Origin of the sequence: Brevibacillus brevis NBRC 100599 (assembly GCF_000010165.1) — a bacterium.
In the GTDB taxonomy this organism is placed as follows: Bacteria; Bacillota; Bacilli; order Brevibacillales; family Brevibacillaceae; genus Brevibacillus; species Brevibacillus brevis_D.
The window spans coordinates 5,242,759-5,258,765 of sequence record NC_012491.1 but is presented as its reverse complement, the minus strand read 5'-3'; the positions used below and the strand labels follow the sequence as shown (position 1 = coordinate 5,258,765).

Annotated in this window: 17 protein-coding genes; 16 read left to right on the top strand and 1 reads right to left on the bottom strand. The window is 49.8% G+C overall.

Going from position 1 to position 16,007, the window contains the following annotated elements:
* Positions 1–100 precede the first annotated feature (100 nt).
* The 16 genes from paaX (at position 101) to BBR47_RS24905 (ending at position 14,834) form a co-directional block, all read left to right on the top strand.
* Positions 101–928: a phenylacetic acid degradation operon negative regulatory protein PaaX gene (gene paaX / locus BBR47_RS24980; RefSeq protein ID WP_015893226.1), complete on the top strand. Its 828-nt coding sequence runs from the start codon at positions 101–103 to the stop codon at positions 926–928.
* Between the two features lie 135 nt (positions 929–1,063).
* On the top strand, positions 1,064–1,942 hold the full coding sequence (locus tag BBR47_RS24975) for a branched-chain amino acid ABC transporter permease (protein ID WP_015893225.1): 879 nt from the start codon (positions 1,064–1,066) through the stop codon (positions 1,940–1,942).
* A complete protein-coding gene (locus BBR47_RS24970; RefSeq protein WP_231850519.1) occupies positions 1,939–2,970 on the top strand; it encodes a branched-chain amino acid ABC transporter permease in 1,032 nt (343 codons plus the stop codon). Before BBR47_RS24975 ends, BBR47_RS24970 begins: the two co-directional genes overlap by 4 nt.
* Positions 2,967–3,728 (top strand): ABC transporter ATP-binding protein, encoded by a 762-nt coding sequence (locus BBR47_RS24965; RefSeq protein WP_015893223.1) that lies wholly within the window; start codon positions 2,967–2,969, stop codon positions 3,726–3,728. Before BBR47_RS24970 ends, BBR47_RS24965 begins: the two co-directional genes overlap by 4 nt.
* Before the next feature lie 22 nt (positions 3,729–3,750).
* Positions 3,751–4,494 carry an ABC transporter ATP-binding protein gene (locus BBR47_RS24960; RefSeq protein ID WP_015893222.1) on the top strand — a complete coding sequence of 248 codons (744 nt, stop codon included), beginning with the start codon at positions 3,751–3,753 and terminating at the stop codon, positions 4,492–4,494.
* 34 nt (positions 4,495–4,528) lie between these two features.
* Complete coding sequence (locus tag BBR47_RS24955) at positions 4,529–5,716, top strand: ABC transporter substrate-binding protein (RefSeq protein ID WP_015893221.1); 1,188 nt, start codon at positions 4,529–4,531, stop codon at positions 5,714–5,716.
* 84 nt (positions 5,717–5,800) lie between these two features.
* A complete protein-coding gene (locus tag BBR47_RS24950; RefSeq protein WP_015893220.1) occupies positions 5,801–6,628 on the top strand; it encodes a methyl-accepting chemotaxis protein in 828 nt (275 codons plus the stop codon).
* A gap of 115 nt (positions 6,629–6,743) precedes the next feature.
* A complete protein-coding gene (gene paaA, locus BBR47_RS24945) occupies positions 6,744–7,712 on the top strand; it encodes a 1,2-phenylacetyl-CoA epoxidase subunit PaaA (protein ID WP_015893219.1) in 969 nt (322 codons plus the stop codon).
* A gap of 10 nt (positions 7,713–7,722) precedes the next feature.
* The gene (gene paaB, locus BBR47_RS24940) at positions 7,723–8,055 is read left to right on the top strand and encodes a 1,2-phenylacetyl-CoA epoxidase subunit PaaB (RefSeq protein ID WP_015893218.1); all 333 of its coding nucleotides are present in this window, start codon (positions 7,723–7,725) and stop codon (positions 8,053–8,055) included.
* 17 nt (positions 8,056–8,072) lie between these two features.
* Entirely contained in the window at positions 8,073–8,906 is an 834-nt protein-coding gene (gene paaC / locus BBR47_RS24935; RefSeq protein ID WP_015893217.1) for a 1,2-phenylacetyl-CoA epoxidase subunit PaaC, read from the top strand.
* A 17-nt stretch (positions 8,907–8,923) separates the two neighbouring features.
* Positions 8,924–9,427 carry a 1,2-phenylacetyl-CoA epoxidase subunit PaaD gene (paaD, locus tag BBR47_RS24930; RefSeq protein WP_015893216.1) on the top strand — a complete coding sequence of 168 codons (504 nt, stop codon included), beginning with the start codon at positions 8,924–8,926 and terminating at the stop codon, positions 9,425–9,427.
* A gap of 24 nt (positions 9,428–9,451) precedes the next feature.
* Positions 9,452–10,894, top strand: coding sequence for an NAD-dependent succinate-semialdehyde dehydrogenase (locus BBR47_RS24925; protein WP_015893215.1), 1,443 nt, complete (start codon positions 9,452–9,454; stop codon positions 10,892–10,894).
* Positions 10,895–11,448: 554 nt separating this feature from the next.
* Positions 11,449–12,321: a cytochrome c oxidase assembly protein gene (locus tag BBR47_RS24920; protein ID WP_041749642.1), complete on the top strand. Its 873-nt coding sequence runs from the start codon at positions 11,449–11,451 to the stop codon at positions 12,319–12,321.
* A 43-nt stretch (positions 12,322–12,364) separates the two neighbouring features.
* Complete coding sequence (locus BBR47_RS24915; RefSeq protein ID WP_015893213.1) at positions 12,365–12,823, top strand: DUF420 domain-containing protein; 459 nt, start codon at positions 12,365–12,367, stop codon at positions 12,821–12,823.
* A 38-nt stretch (positions 12,824–12,861) separates the two neighbouring features.
* Complete coding sequence (gene cyoE / locus BBR47_RS24910) at positions 12,862–13,797, top strand: heme o synthase (protein ID WP_015893212.1); 936 nt, start codon at positions 12,862–12,864, stop codon at positions 13,795–13,797.
* 122 nt (positions 13,798–13,919) lie between these two features.
* Positions 13,920–14,834 carry a COX15/CtaA family protein gene (locus BBR47_RS24905; protein WP_015893211.1) on the top strand — a complete coding sequence of 305 codons (915 nt, stop codon included), beginning with the start codon at positions 13,920–13,922 and terminating at the stop codon, positions 14,832–14,834.
* 387 nt (positions 14,835–15,221) lie between these two features.
* Here the strand turns inward: BBR47_RS24905 and BBR47_RS24900 are convergent, their stop codons facing one another.
* Positions 15,222–15,971, bottom strand: a complete 750-nt coding sequence (locus tag BBR47_RS24900) for a hypothetical protein (RefSeq protein ID WP_015893210.1) — start codon at positions 15,969–15,971, stop codon at positions 15,222–15,224.
* Positions 15,972–16,007: the final 36 nt, after the last annotated feature.

The window sequence follows — 16,007 nt, the reverse complement described above, 5'->3', positions numbered from 1 at the left end:
TTATCGTCATATACTCTCGATCGATTCACGCACTTCCTACAGAATATGGTACAATTTCACACAGCTAATAGGTATGAATCGATTTGGGGGTAGAAGAAACGTGAAGCCACAATCCATGCTTTTTACAATTTACGGTGAATACGTCCGCCATTATGGAAGCGAAATCTGGATTGGTAGTCTGACCAAGCTGATGGGGGAATTCGGACTGTCGGAGCCGGCTGTTCGTGCAGCGATCTCCCGGATGCTTCGCCAAGGCTGGCTGGAATCGCGAAAAGTAGGGAACCGCAGCTTCTACTCGGTATCCGACCGCGGCAAAAAGCGGCTGGAAGAGGCAGCGGCACGTATTTATAAGGTCGAGACAGATGTGTGGGACGGAAAGTGGTGCATTGCCAGCTACAACATTCCCGAGGAGCGTCGAGCGCTGCGTGATCAACTGCGCAAGGAGCTGGGCTGGATGGGCTTCGGGATGCTGACGACAAGCACATGGATCAGCCCGAATAACCTCAGTGATCGCGTGAAGGACCTGACGGAAGCTCACGAGATTACAGAGTATGTCGAGATTTTTACATCCGAGCATATGGGTTGGAGCAATCCGAAGCAGCTCGTGCAGAAATGCTGGGATATCGATGAAATCAATGAAAAATACAAGGCCTTCATCGATGCCTACCGAGAAGAATATGAGCAGCTTTCAGCAAAACTCAGCAATGGGGAAGAGGTTCCAGACAGCCATTGCTTCGTGGAAAAGACAAAGCTCGTCCACCAATACCGCAAGTTCTTGTTCATCGATCCTGATTTGCCGCAGGAATTGTTGCCAGAGCTGTGGTTGGGCAAAGAGGCGGATCAGTTGTTCCAAAATTACTACCAGCTATTGAATCCAGGGGCAATACGATTCTTCGAGACCGTGTATGAAGCTGCGCCATCCGCATAGGCGAAAGCTGCGAAGGAAAGGCCCTAGCACGTCTAGGGTCTTTATTTCATCAATAGATTTTCCATTATTTAAAATGTAAGCGTTTTACTTGGGTATGATTTGGTGGGCGAGAAACAAAGGGGGTACAGCACGAATATGACGGAATTGCTGCAGTACGTTGCAAACGGACTCGTCAGTGGCGGGATTTACGCGATCGTAGCGGTTGGTTTCATCACGATTTACAGCGTAAGCAAGGTGATTAATCTGGCGCAGGGTGAATTTTTGATGCTGGGCGGAATGGTTACAGTAGCATTGATCGGCATGAATCTTCCATATGGGTTGGCAGCATTGCTCGCGATCCTCCTGGTCACCTTGATCGGTGTTTTGATGCAGAAATATGTAATCGCTTACGTCAAAAAGGCTAATCCAATTAGTTTGATTATTTTGACGATAGGGATATCCACACTGATTCGCGGCATTGCCAGCTTTATTTGGGGAAAAGATGCGTTTGCCCTCGAACCGATTACGAGCAATGAGCCGATCTCGTTGGGTGGCGTGATGATCGCACAACAAAGTATCTGGATTTTGGCTGCTGTTCTTATCATTCTTCTTCTACTTTGGTACTTGATGGACAAGACAATTCTCGGCAAAAAAATTAATGCCTGTTCGGTCAACCCGATGGCAGCTCGCCTGATGGGGATTAGCCCGACAAAGATGAGTATGCTGGCCTTCGCCATCAGTGGAGCGACCGGAGCGATTGCGGGAATCGTGATCGCGCCGCTCTCCGTAACGTCCTACGATATCGGCGTGCTGCTCGGAATCAAAGGCTTTTCCGCAGCCATTCTTGGCGGACTGGGAAATCCATTGGGTGCAGCCGTAGCCGCCTTTTTACTCGGGATCGTCGAGTCGCTGGGAGCTGGTTACATCAGTTCCGGTATGAAGGACGCGATCGCCTTTCTGGTGTTGATCGGCATGCTGTTGATTAAGCCATCCGGCATCTTTGGAGAACGCAGCGTTGGAAAAGGAGGGCTATGATGAAGCAGATCATCGATAAGTGGGGCAAAAGCATAGGAATCTACCTGTTCTTGATGGTTCTTTTTCCATTCGTGATGCCAGATGAATACTATCGTTCTGTCGGAATTATTATCGGTCTTCAAGCAATTGTAACCATTGGGCTATGCCTCGTGATGGGGCTGGCTGGACAAATTTCGCTGGGACAAGCAGCGTTTTGGGGGATTGGTGCCTATACCTCGGCAGTATTGACGACAAAGTACGGTCTGCCGCCATTTATCGGTCTCATTGCTGCTGCGATTGTTCCAGGTTTATTCGCCTTTATCCTCGGGCGGGCGATAGCGGGGCTGCAAGGCTACTACCTCGCGATGGCGACGCTCGCATTTGGCTACATCGTCCAGATCGGGATTACGGAATGGGAGCCGGTCACCGGGGGAGCAAACGGGATGATCAGCATTCCACAAATGACTTTCTTCGGTGGAAGCGAGCTGTCCATGTACTTTCTGATTTGGGGAGTCGTCACCTGTGTGCTGCTCTTCTCACTCAATCTCTTGAATTCGCGCGTCGGCAGAGCGTTTCGGGCGATTCACAAAAGTGAGATTGCTGCGACCTCGATGGGAATTGATGTCCGTAAGTTCAAGCTGAATGCCTTTGTGGTAAGCGGCATGTTCGCTGGTATTTCCGGCGGCTTGTACGCCCATTACATGGGAATTCTCGATCCGCAGCCGTTCGGATTGCACGAGTCGATCAAGTTTCTCACGATGGTCGTCATCGGCGGGATGACAAGCATCTGGGGCGCTTTGGTCGGGACGATCCTGATTGGTTTTATCAGTGAGGGGCTGGTCCTTTTGAGTGAAGTGGTGCCGGGCTTGCAGGGGGATGTGGACACGATTGTATTCGGTGCGATTCTCGTGCTGTTCATCATGTTCATGCCTGAAGGATTGGTTCCGCGCATCCGGACTGCTTTCGAAAAAGGGCAGGCGAAAAAGGCGAAGGGCATGGCTGAGGAAGCACAGCGAAAGCAGCAGGTGGAAAGGAAGGCTGCAACATGACGACACTTTTGGATGTGCAAAAGCTCTCTCGTGATTTTGGCGGCGTACGGGCAGTGAATCAAGTAGATTTTCAAGTGCGGGAAGGAGAAATCCTTGCGTTGATCGGTCCGAATGGCGCTGGAAAAAGCACGGTGCTCAACATGGTGTCGGGTGTGATCCCGCCTTCGGAAGGTGAGATTCGCTTCAGCGGCCAGCCGTTGTCACGCGTGCCAGGCTATGAATATGCCGGATTAGGCATCACGCGAACCTTTCAAAACCTCCAGACATTTGACGATATGACCGTCTTGGAAAACGTGATGGTCGGCATGCATACCAAGACAAGTGCGAGTCTCTTTTCCTGCGGCATGAATCTGGCAAAGTCCCGCAAAGAAGAAAAGCTGATGCAGGAGCAGGCACGAACGTGGATCGAGAATGTAGGACTAGCAGAGGTGGCGGCCTCGCTAGCTGGGAGTTTACCGTACGGGAAGCTGCGGCTGATGGAAATTGCCCGCGCGATGGTAGCCAAGCCGCGGTTGCTCTTGTTGGACGAGCCTGCTGCGGGCCTGAACCATACCGAGACGGCGGAGATGAGCCGCATGTTTTGCGAGATTCGCGACAACGGAACGGCTATTTTGCTAGTGGAGCATGACATGGACATGATCATGACGATTGCGGACCGCATCGTTGTATTGGATCAAGGATCAAAAATCGCAGAAGGAACCCCGCGTGAGATTCAGGAGAACCCACGAGTGATTGCGGCGTATCTGGGTGCAGAATGAAGCGTGAAAGAGGTGGAACATGATGGGGAAGACAGTCCTTACAGTAGACAACATCAGGGCTCGCTACGGCCCAGTGGAAGTGCTACACGGCATTACTCTACAGGTGAACGAGGGCGAGATCGTCTCCCTGTTGGGGGCAAATGGGGCAGGCAAAACGACACTTTTGAACTGTATCTGCGGCCTGCATGGCGACAAGGAGGGGAAGATTTGGTTTCGTGACGCGGACATTACGCGCGTTCCTGCGGAGCTGGTGGTACCTCGGGGCATGGCGCATGTACCGGAGCGCAGACAAATTTTTTCCACGCTGACAGTTGAGGACAATTTATGGCTGGGTGCTTCGCATCGGATGCCCAAGACGAGCAAAAAGGAAATTGCCAAAGAAATGGAGACGGTGTATGAACGTTTTCCCATTTTGGCAGAGCGGAAATGGCAGCTCGGAGGAACGCTTTCCGGGGGGCAACAGCAGATGCTCGCCATCGGCAGGGCGCTTTTGTCTCGACCGCAGCTCCTCTTGTTGGACGAGCCTTCACTAGGACTGGCTCCGCTCATTGCCAAAGAAATCCTGACGATTGTGCAGGAGATTCGCTCGGAATGGGGCACCACGGTGCTGTTGGTCGAGCAAAATGCTCGCGCAGCGCTCGCTATTTCCGACCGGGCATACGTACTCAGTACGGGAACCGTCATGCTGGAAGGGAAGGCAGACGAGATAAGCAATGACCCGCGTGTACAATCTGCTTATTTGGGAAGCTCACATGAAGCTGTTTAACAAAGATAACCACATACATGAGGGGGGTACACCCATGAAAAAAAGAACATTCAAAAAATGGCTATTTCCAGCAGCAGTTGCTTCGCTCGTATTCTTGAGCGCCTGTGGAGGCGGCGCTACGCCAGCGGCAGAATCAGGCCCTGGTGGCGCCAGCAAGGACCCGATCAAGGTCGGCGCTATTTTTTCGCTGACGGGTCCGAACAGTCCGCTCGGCGTACCGGAGAAGCAAGCGGTAGAGCTGTTGGTAAAAGAAATCAACGGCGCGGGCGGTGTAGATGGCCGACAGGTAGAAATCATTTTTGAAGACGACAAGTCTGACAATACGGAAGCGGTAAAAGCGATCAAAAAACTCGCATCGAAAGAAAAGGTCGTTGCCGTACTCGGCTCCTCAGGCAGTGGTCCGTCTCTCGGGATGGCTGAGTATGCCGCAGCAGAAAAGCTCCCGCTGATCTCGATGGCAGCTGCAGACCAAATCACCAATCCAGTTCGTGCCAACATCTACAAAACACCGCACACAGACGTACACGGAACGAAGCGCATCTTCAAGTATTTGAAGGAAAAAGGCATTACCAAAATAGCTACGCTCAATGACAGCAATCCATATGGAAGTGGCTGGACGACACAGCTGCAAAAATATGCGCCTGAGTACGGCATCACGATTGTAGCGGAAGAAAAATACGGCACAAAAGACCCGTCCATGAGCTCTCAATTGACCAAGATCAAAGGGACGGACGCACAAGCGCTAATTGTGGCAGGGACGAACCCAGGACCCGCTACGATTGTGAAGGAAGCGAAGCAACTGAACCTCACTATTCCGATTATTAGCAGCCATGGCTCTGCGAACAGCAAATTCCTCGAACTGATTGGAGACGCCGGCGAGGGTGTCCTGATGGTAGCTGGAAAACTGCTCATTCCTGAACAAGTAGCGGCGGACGATCCGCAATCTGCGATCATCAAAAAATTCGTGGATGGCTATCAAGCTGCCTACAATACACATCCTGACGGCTTCGCAGGATACGGATACGACGGCTTGAACTTGCTCGTGGAAGGCTTGAAGCAAGCAGGCAGCGACACATCCAAACTAGGCGAAGTATTGGAAAAGGTGAAATACGTAGGGGTAACCGGAGAATTCAAGTTCACGGCTGATGATCATAACGGTCTGACAGAAGACAGCATGATCATGGTTGAAGTGAAGGATGGAAAATTCCAGCTCGTTAAATAAGTGAAAGAAGTTCGTTCCCTCCGCGTTGTGAAAAAGAATGCGGGGGGAATCGTTGTTTTCATCACAAGGGTAGGAGGAGCAAGCATGTCTCAATTGCTGAATAGCGTCTTAATGGTTGCACCGATTTTACAAAAGGCATTTTTGTCCGAATGTATGGTAGGAGTCACTGACAAAGAGAAGTTTCTCGCCTATTATCCGGCACAGGGCTTGAACCTGGGGATTCGAGTAGGAGATGAATTGCGCCCGGGGAGTATCAATGCGACGGCGGTAAAAGAGGGGAAGAGGGTCGTGAAGAAGATTTCCAAAGAGCTATACGGCGTCCCGTATATCGCAGTCGGTTACCCGCTTGTTGAAAACGGGCAGGTAGTCGGATGCTTGGCGACAGGCGTGACGACCGATCAAGAGGATCGCTTGCACGGCTTGGCTCAAAACTTGACGGACGCGCTGGAAAATATCACGCAGCACACAGAAAGTCTGGCAACGGACGCAGACCATTTGGCACAAGCGAGCCACACGCTGAGTGATGCAGCCGGTCAATTAGGGCTGAAAATTGCAGAAACGACCCAGATCAACGAATTGATCCGCAATATCTCGACGCGCTCCAATGTACTCGGCTTGAATGCCGTCCTCGAAGCGGCTCGTGCAGGGGCTGCTGGTCGCGGCTTTTCCGTCGTTGCAGAGGAAATCCGTCAGCTTTCCCAGACGACCGCTACTTCAGCGAAAGGCATTTTCAGTCTATTAGATGAAATGAATGCACTCGTCGGGACGGTAACGGGCGAAATGGAGAAGACGATGAATCACAGTGTACAGCAGTCGACCCGAATACAGGAGCTGGATGCAGTCATGCAAGAGCTGCGGCATATGGCCGAGCAGTTGAAAAAGGCAGCAGATATAACTGGGCGCGGAGAATAGGAGAGTCTCCATGTAAGCGTATTGCAAAAACGTATGACGTTATGTTATTATTGCGTTATAAAAACGTATTATAATTTTATCATAATGCATATCTGATAAAAGGAGGGCGTTCTCCATGCAAATGAGGCTCGAACATGCCGATCTGACTGAAAACGAAAAGTTGGAAGCGTTTTTAGCGAGAATCGATCGCGGGGAAAAAATAGAGGCAGACGATTGGATGCCAGACGACTATCGCAACCAGTTGATCAAGCTGATTTCGATGCATGGCATCAGTGAGATCATGGGTGCCTTGCCGGAAAAGGAATGGGTACCAAAGGCGCCGACATTGCGCAGAAAGCTGGCGATCATGGCGAAGGTCCAGGACGAGATGGGGCATGGTCAATTGCTCCTTCGCGTCGCAGAAGACTTGCTTGAGCCATTGGGCAAGACGCGCGAGGATATCATGAATGATTTGTTTTCAAAGAGACTGAAATTTCACAATGTATTCCACATGGAAGCACCTACCTGGGCTGATGCTGGTGTGATTGGCTGGCTGGTTGACGGAGCGGCTATCATTACACAATCGATGTCCCTCGATACATCTTATGCACCTTACGCCCGCGCTCTGCATCGGATCTGTGCGGAAGAAAAGTTCCACGCCCAGCACGGGGAGAGCATCGTCTTGGAGTTGGCAGAAGGCACTGATGAACAGCGTCAAATGCTACAAGATGCGATCCATCGTTGGTGGCCTTCCCTCTTGATGTTTTTCGGACCACCGGAAAATGGCAACATTACGAGCAATCAGGAAGCCAACATGCGCTACAAGATTCGCACACAGACGAATGAAGAATTGCGCCAAGTATTCCTGGAAAAGTATTTGCCGCGTATTTTCCATCTTGGCTTCACAGTGCCAGACGATACGATTTACTTCGACGAGGCAGAAGGCAAATGGGTCTACCAACAGCCTGACTGGGAAGAGTTCAAGCAAATCGTCAAGGGGAACGGACCACGCTCCGCTCATCGTCTGAATCTTCGGGTAATGTCTTATGAGGAAACCAAATGGGTGCGCGATGCGATTATGTCGTACGGCCGACAAGTAGGGTAGGTGAATGTGGATGAGCAACGAAAACTTTTTCATATACGAAGTATTCAGCCAAAAAAGCGTAAATGCTCCGTTCGTCCAACAGTTCAGTTTGTTGGCACCCAATAAAGAAGTTGCTTTGAGTATGGCGAGGGAGAATTTCCTGCGCCGTGAGCCTTGTTTTAATTTGTGGGTAGTCAAGCGCGACGACATTTTTGGACTGCCGCCAGAGGAGCGTCCTTTCTTGGAAAGACTCGACAACAAGAGCTACCGGGAGACCAAAGGGTACGGCGATTTGCAGTCGAGATGGCGCCACCATCGTGAGCAGTACGAAGAAAAACAGAAGCATGCAGGCAACGGCAGTTAAGCAGGAGGGATACAATCATGGGCGACCGTTTACATGTAGAAACAGTGGAAGCAGCAAAACAAAACCCGTCATTTGCAAAAGCCTTGACCGACCTGTTGTTCCAGCTTGCTGATGACGATTTTATATTGGCTTATCGCGGATCGGAATGGCTTGGGCTGGCTCCGCATATTGAAGAAGATGTGGCTTTTTCATCGATGTCTCAGGACATGATGGGCCATGCCGTAATGTTTTATGACATGCTCGAGCAACTAGGAGTGGGCAAAGCAGACGATCTCGCACAGCTGCGCGAGGCGAAGGCGTTTTCCAATGCGATCTTGGTAGAGCGTAAAAACGGCGACGGCGAATACAATGATCATCCCCATTACGATTGGGCTTATGCGATTGTTCGCAGCTATGTGTACGGCTTATACAAGCAGGTTCGCTTGGAGGCTCTTACGCAGTCGTCATACGCACCACTCGCGCTGGTCAGTCGCAAAATGATGACAGAGCATCGCTACCATCTGATGCACTGGCAAGTTTGGTTGAAGCAATTGGCGAACAGTACGGCTGATGCCCGTCAGAGGCTGGAGGCAGCCATCGCAAAAGTTTGGAAGGATGCCGGGGAGTTGCCTCAGCTTGGACCAAACCAAGTCGATATCGTTCAATTTGGCCTGATTGCAGAAGAAGAGGAACTGAAACAAAAATGGCTGACACTGACCAAAGACATTTTTGAAAATGCAGGACTTGACTGGCCAGGTGAGCCAGGAGTGCCACAAGAGCGCGGTCGTCATGGTGAACATACTGCTGATCTGGTGCAAGCTTTGGCAACCTTGTCTGAAGTGTATCGCATTGATCCGGCTGCGGGCTGGTAAAAAGGGGTGATTCTCTCATGGCGCAAGAAGAACTGCAACTGCATGAAGGGCTTGAAGCGACATGCTGGGAACTGCTGCAGCAAGTAACCGATCCCGAAATTCCGGTGATTAGCATGGTAGAGATGGGGATGATCCACAAAGTGCGCGTCGAAGCAGACGTCGTACACGTCGAGGTGCTCCCTACCTTTGTCGGCTGTCCGGCACTCGAGATCATGAAGAGAAACATCACAGAAAAGCTGGTGGAGGCAGAAGGAATCAATCAGGTTCAGGTAGCGTTCGTCTATGATCCAGCCTGGACATCTGATCGTATCGCTTTGGATGCCCGCGATAAGCTGAAAAGCTTTGGCATCGCGCCGCCACCGCTTGACTTCAAACCGGGAGACACATGGGAAGTAGCCTGTCCCTATTGTGATTCCCCTTATACGCAAATGGAAAATTTGTTTGGCCCTGCTGCTTGTCGAAGTATTTTGTATTGCCGGCACTGCAAAAATCCATTTGAGGCCCTAAAACCAATCTATTGAGAGAGATTGAGAGGAGCGAATGTCATGGGAGAGTACAAGCAAATGTTTATTAATGGAGAATGGGAGAATGCCGAGAGTGGCGAGTCCATTCAAATTACGAATCCGGCTACAGGTGAAACAGTTGGCACCGTAACCTTCGGTGATGGGCGTGATGCCAACAAGGCCATCGACGCTGCTCATCAGGCATTTGCCAGCTGGTCTCGACTAACTGCTCGTGAGCGCGCCAAATATTTGTACAGTTTGTCCGAGCTGGTGAAAAACAATCGGGATGAACTGGCGGGCATCATTTCTGCTGAAATGGGCAAGCCTTTGGGCGAGGCAAAAGGCGAAGTGCTGGGTGCTGCTGATAACTTTGTTTGGTACGCAGAAGAGGCCAAGCGTGTCAATGGAGAAACGATCCCATCCTCGGTTGCGAATAAGCGCATCATGGTGCTCCGCCAGCCTGTAGGAGTGGTAGGGGCGATTACCCCATGGAATTTCCCGGTGAACATGGTTGCACGTAAGATCGCTCCGGCTTTGGCTGCGGGCTGCACGGTGGTTTTAAAGCCAGCAGAAAGCACGCCGTTGTCTGCGATTCGCATGTTTGAGCTGATTGAGCAGGCTGGCTTTCCAAAAGGCGTCGTAAACCTCGTCATTGGAAATCCGGAATCGATTGGGAAGGAGTTTATCGACAATCCGAAGCTCTCCAAAATCGGATTTACAGGCTCCACCCGTGTCGGCAAGCTGCTGATGGAAGGCGCGGCGAAGCAAGTGAAGCGCGTCAGCATGGAGCTTGGTGGTCACGCACCGTTCATCGTATTCCCGGATGCCGATCTGGATGCAGCCGTAAAAGGTCTGTTTGAGAGCAAGTTCCGCAACTCCGGTCAAATGTGCATTTGCACGAACCGTCTGTACGTCCACGAGGATGTCGCAGATGCGTTTACAGAAAAGCTGGTAGAGCGTTTGAAGCGTGCGAAGGTAGGGGATGGTCGCCAGAAAGAGACGGAGATCGGTCCACTGGTGAACGAGCGTGCCCTGAACAAGGTGCTCGAGCATATCGAGGACGCCAAGGACAAAGGCGGGCAAGTGGTATACGGCGGAAATCGTTTGGTTGAAGGTGATTATGCGAAGGGCTTCTATTGCGAACCGACCTTGATTGCTGGCGTTACAACGGATATGAAAATCTCCTTTGAGGAAACGTTCGGCCCTGTCGTTCCACTCGTGCGTTTTACCGAGGAAGCGGATGTCGTACAGATGGCAAACGACACACGTTACGGCTTGGCTGCTTATGTGTATACCCGCGATAATCAGCGTTGCTTCCGCATGGCTGAGCTCCTCGAATACGGAATCGTCGGGATCAATGACGGATCGCCAACCCAGACACAAGCGCCGTTTGGCGGTTTCAAGGAAAGCGGAATCGGCCGTGAGGGTGGCCGCTACGGAATGGATGAGTATTTGGAGACGAAGTTCGTTTCCTTTGGTTTGTAAGATAAGAAGAGAAGAAGAGTTCAGACAAGATCTGGACTCTTCTTTATTTTTTTTATAGGAAGTGTTGTAAAAGGTACGATGTCCCAATAAAGCTGGTGAGAAGAAAAAGCACAGGTCTCGTAGACCTTGACAACGCCTACCCAGTCGGAACTTCCAAAAGAGGACCACGCTTGTCGAACACTTCTTCCCTGAGAAACTTCCGCCCGTAGGGTGGCTTTGGCTCGACGGTCCCCTTTTGGAAGTGGAGACGGACAGTAAATCCCCCTTGCGGGCGTGTCAGAGTCGGAGAGAACTGTGCTTTTTCTTTCCCTACACTATGTTGACTCCACTCATAAGGAGTTTTTTGTGTGAATTTTACGAATTGTATTGTTCAACACTTTGTTCATTTTTGTCTTCAAAGAAAAAGGGAATAAACGGTATAATGGAGATTGGATCAAGGGCAACATTTAATAGATAAAAATTGGTATTTCAAATTGAAACAAAATGTACATATGACGACGCCCAGCGAGTGCGGCAACGTCCAAGATTTCACATTCGGAAGGGAGGATATAAACTTGGGAAATGCACATCAAATGCACGAGATGTCACCGGCTACCGGATCAGCAACCTTTTCGGATTTATGGAGTCCGGATGTGATGCTTTTGTCGTTGCTCGTGACAACTGTCTACTTTCTTCTAACAGGTCCCATGCATAAACGTTTTGAAAACGCTACACCGGCGACTGGCAAGCAAAGATTGCTTTTCGTGTTGGCAATCGTGTTGTTTTACGTTGCACAAGGAAGCCCTATCAGTTATTACGGCCATCATTACATGTTTAGTTTACACATGCTTCAACAATCGATCTTGTACTTTGCTCTGCCACCGCTCATGCTTCTGGCCATGCCTGAATGGCTTTTGGCAAGGATTTTCAGTCCGAAAGCGCTGAAGCTTATCCTAAACGCTTTGACACATCCGTTAGTGGCAGCGCTGTTGTTCAACTCGCTGTTTTCGTTTTACCATGTTCCGTTTATATTTGATGCCGTTGCGATCAACCATGAGTGGATGACGTTTTATCATATCATTCTCGTGATTGCCGCATTTGCAATGTGGTGGCCCATTGTGAGTCCGTTGTCTGATAACAAGCGACAACTGGCCGGATTGAAAAAACTGTCGTACGTTTTTGCAAACGGTGTCTTGATTACGCCAGCCTGTGCGCTGATTATTTTTGCCTCGGAACCGCTGTACGCTACGTATATAGCTGCTCCACAGCTATTCCAGAGCCTCGATGCGTTTAACGATCAGCGTCTTGGCGGAATCATTATGAAGCTGGTACAGGAGCTTGTTTATGGCTGTGTGCTGGCCTATGTCTTCTACCATTGGTACAAGGCAGAGAAGCAGGACGACTTGCCGATGGATCAATCTTTCGGTGCTGAAAAGCCGACTTTTTAAATATGCGCGAACAGCAGAAACGTTTGTTGAATGAGGTGAAAAAATGGGGCTCATCTTGCCTACGGTAAGTACGACTTTTATTGTCATTAGCGGAATTCTCGTTGCAATTGGCTGGTACGCCATTGCGAAAAAGCAAGTAGATAAGCATATGAAGATTATGAAATGGGCTGCAATCTGTGCCACGATCTTCTTTATCACTTATGTTTCCAGAACGGCTTTTATCGGAAACACGCATTTTGGCGGACCTGATAGCATCAAGCCAATCTATCAGACGTTCTTGTTCTTCCACATCGTCCTGGCAACAGTCGGTGGTGTGATGGGTCTGATTACACTCAGGTACGCTTACACGAAAAATTATGCTTCACATCGGAAGATCGGTCCTTGGACGTCCATTGTCTGGTTTGTCACATCCATTACGGGAGCTGCGGTTTATCTGCTGTTGTATTGGATTTATCCAGGTGGCGAGACGTCTGGCGTGCTGGATGTCATTTTTGGTAAGTAATCGGGTATTCAGATAGAAGGAAACAGGAGGTACAAAACGTGGACCAGCAAATGACCGTGCAGGAATCGCTTGATGCCGATGCTTCTTTGCAGACACAGCCGGTAGGGCCAGCTACCTTTCGGGATTACGTACAACTGACGAAGCCAGGTATTACTCTGTCAAACTTGATGACCACTTTTGCTGCTTTATGGTTAGCGTCCTACGGTTATCCGAACTGGAAACTGGCTTTTTTCACCATGCTGGGAACCGCTTTGGTCATTATGTCGGGTGCGGCATTAAACAATTTCTACGACCGTGATCTGGACAAAAAAATGAAGCGGACGCAACATCGGGGGGTAGCGACAGGAAGAATATCTGCACGTAACGCAATCCTCTTAGGAATTGGCCTGCTCTTGGCAGGGGTTACTGTGTTGGCAGTTTATGCGAATCCCTTGGCGGCTGTTTGGGGATTGATCGGCCACATTTTTTACGTACTGATTTACACGCCGTTGAAACGAGTGACAACTCTCAATACGGTGATTGGCGGTATTTCAGGTGCAGCTCCTCCCGTGATTGGGTGGGTAGCAGTAACAGAGACCATGGACATGACTGCTTGGCTGTTGTTCCTGGTTTTGTTCTTGTGGCAGCCTCCCCATTTTTTGGCGTTGGCCATGTTAAAAACAGAAGAATACCGTGCAGGTAATCTGCCGATGCTACCTGTAGTAAAAGGTTTTGCAGAGACGAAGCGACAAATGGTGCTGTGGGGTTCGGTGTTGTTCCCGGCTTCTTTGCTGCTTTTCATCCACGGTAGCCTAGGCTTTGTGTATTTGCTCGTCATGGGTGTGATGGGGATTGTGTACATGGTTCTGCTTTTCCAAGGGTTCAAAACCAAGGATGATCTTGCTTGGGCACGCAAACTATTCGGCTATTCCATCCTTTATTTGACAGTGTTTTGTGCGGCGATCGTCATTAGTACCATGGTCAACTATTATTGACACGAAACACTCACTAAATGTTCACGGAACATCCCTTGCTTAGCAGGGGATGTTTCATTATCGTAAAAGAGGACATAGAACGAGGTGTTGTTTGATCCTCACAAGAAACAGGGTGACTTACTATGGGAAAATGGCTGAAGCCATTAGCTTTTCTTGCTACCTTGATCATGTTTATCGTGATGGTAGCCGGTTCGCTTGTTACAAAGACAGAATCAGCACTCGGCTGTGGAAATGACTGGCCGCTGTGCAACGGTAAATGGGTTCCGGAATACACGTTGGCATCCATTATTGAATATTCTCATCGCCTGATTACAGGTGTTGCCGGTATTGTTGTCGCGATTTTCTCTGTACTTTGCTGGCGCTATTACAAAAACAACCAAGAAGTTCGCAATCTCGCTATTTTTGGTTTGTTTTTCATCGTAGTGGAGTCCATTCTCGGCGCTTCTGCCGTTATTTGGCCACAGTCCTCATCTGTCTTGGCTCTGCACTTTGGATTCTCTTTGCTTGCTTATACAGGCGTGTTCTTGTTGAGTGTGTTCGTTTATCAGCGGGAAAAAACGCAAAGCCTGGTGAAAACGACCGTCTCAAAAGGCTTCCGCAACTGGATGTGGTTCGTCGCCATTTATACATACGCGGTCGTTTATCTCGGAGCGTATGTCAGACATACGGGTTCAAGTATGGCATGCAGTGACTGGCCACTGTGCCAAGGACAGGTCATCCCAGAGTTGTACGGACAGACTGGTATTCATTTTGCACACAGAATCGCTGCGTTGGTGTTGGGATTCTTGTTGTTGGGGACAATGATTTACTGCATACGTCATTTCAAGGAAAAACGACGTGATTTGTACGGTGCAAGTATCCTGAGCTTTATTCTTTGCATCGCGCAGGTGTTCAGCGGCGGCTTCGTAATTATCTACAAGCTTCACCTGTATGCTACTCTGACGCACTCGATGATCATCACGATTTTGTTCGGGATCATCTGCTACATGTGTTTGCAGACGTTGAAGTCACCGACAAATGAAAAGCTGAGAAGATAAGAGGAAAAGCTGCGCTCCTGATTCGAGGAGGGCAGCTTTTTTTATAAGTGGCTGCGGTGGGGGAAGAAGTCCATTTCCAGTCTACGCTTCGGCCTCCATTTATTTCATAGCTGGGTAGGGCTCCAGAGGCGCTTGGACTGGAAATGCACTTCTTCCGACGAGCTTTTGATAAAACAATCTGTGAGTGGATTCAAAGAACTTCTTGTCCTGCTCTCACAATGATGTAAAAGCATCGGCTCAGATACACAGCTGTTGGAAGTCCTGTCGCATGTTCGGAAGGAGACCGCCCGAACGCAGAGAGGAAAAAGGCGACTGGAGAACATGTGGCAGGACTTCTCCCCACTACAACGGATAGAAGACAACGCATTTACATACCGAACCGTCAGGCTATTGCCCAGACGGTTTTTCAACATTCAATGGAACAAAAACACCATTTTCCCAACGATACATTTGCAAAGTAGTCTCAGGCTTGCCCGGCAGTAGTTCACCTGTATCCGGGTTTAGCTCCTGCTTCGTTTGCCAGTGGTAGAGCAATGGTTTTACTTCGTCATTATGTACGATTTGATAACTGCCGACAGTCCGGAAAAGTTGACCACCCGGCACTGAAACCGTTTCCCGCAGCAGCCCTTCCCATGCTTTGACCAGACGACCTTTGTCCAAATACCACAGATTCGCCTCGTATACTGATACACCTGATACGCCAGTGTGCTGGACTGTTTCAAAAACCCGTTTTCCTGCGAGCAGACGTGGTTCATCTTCCGCGTTCTTGTCGATCTCAGAGGAATTTACTTCACGGGTATAGTCCCAATGGTCCAATTGCAGGCGCGGTGGATTCCATTGCTCTTCCGCGATAAGGGCATATGTACGATCTGGCTTTTGATCCAAAATGTAAAAGTTACCGATATGTACGCTGCCGTTATGCTTAGCGACAATTTCTGGTTCTGGATCATCATCGAGATTGACGAGCTCAAAATCAAAGTTGTCGGTAACAACTGGGGCTTTGGCTTGCTTGTTAATCCAATCCAATACTTGGGTCTTGGTAGGCGCCTTGGAATCAAGGGAAGAGGGGGCAGTGAGGACGAGGCTAGAGGCGGCAAGTCCTACTGTCAGGTTGAGAAACAGGCGGGAATTAGGCAACGGTAACGAGCTCCTTTCCGGGATGAGATCGATCAA